At 69.3% G+C, this 329-nt stretch carries 1 protein-coding gene; it reads right to left on the bottom strand.

The window, feature by feature from the left end:
• The coding region (locus tag F7231_RS27795; RefSeq protein ID WP_166694348.1) for a hypothetical protein at positions 1–329 on the bottom strand (329 nt) is incomplete at both ends.

The following is a 329-nucleotide window of genomic DNA, read 5'->3' as shown; positions in this document are numbered from 1 at the left end:
GGCGAGAGCGTGGTGAGCACCGAAGTCTGTCTGTCGCTGCCCCTGCTGGCCCCGGTGCTCACCAACGTCACCGTCGACAGCACCGGCCCGGCCACTGGCGCAGGTCGTGGGGTAATCACCGTGCGCTGGACCCGGCCCCTGGGCCTCAACCCCGCCGATGGGGGCGGGCCCTTCGAGTACCGCCTCTTCCGGGCCCCGGGCCTGACGGGCACGGCCTTCACCCAGGTGACGGCCATCCGTACCAGCCTGCAACCCCTGGCCGACACCGTGTTCGTTGATCGGGGCCTCGATACTCAAGGACAGGCCTACACCTACCGCCTGGAGTTCTT

This window comes from Fibrivirga algicola, assembly GCF_011742925.1.
GTDB classification, from domain to species: Bacteria; Bacteroidota; Bacteroidia; order Cytophagales; family Spirosomataceae; genus Fibrella; species Fibrella algicola.
This window is presented reverse-complemented; position numbering and strand designations above follow the sequence as displayed.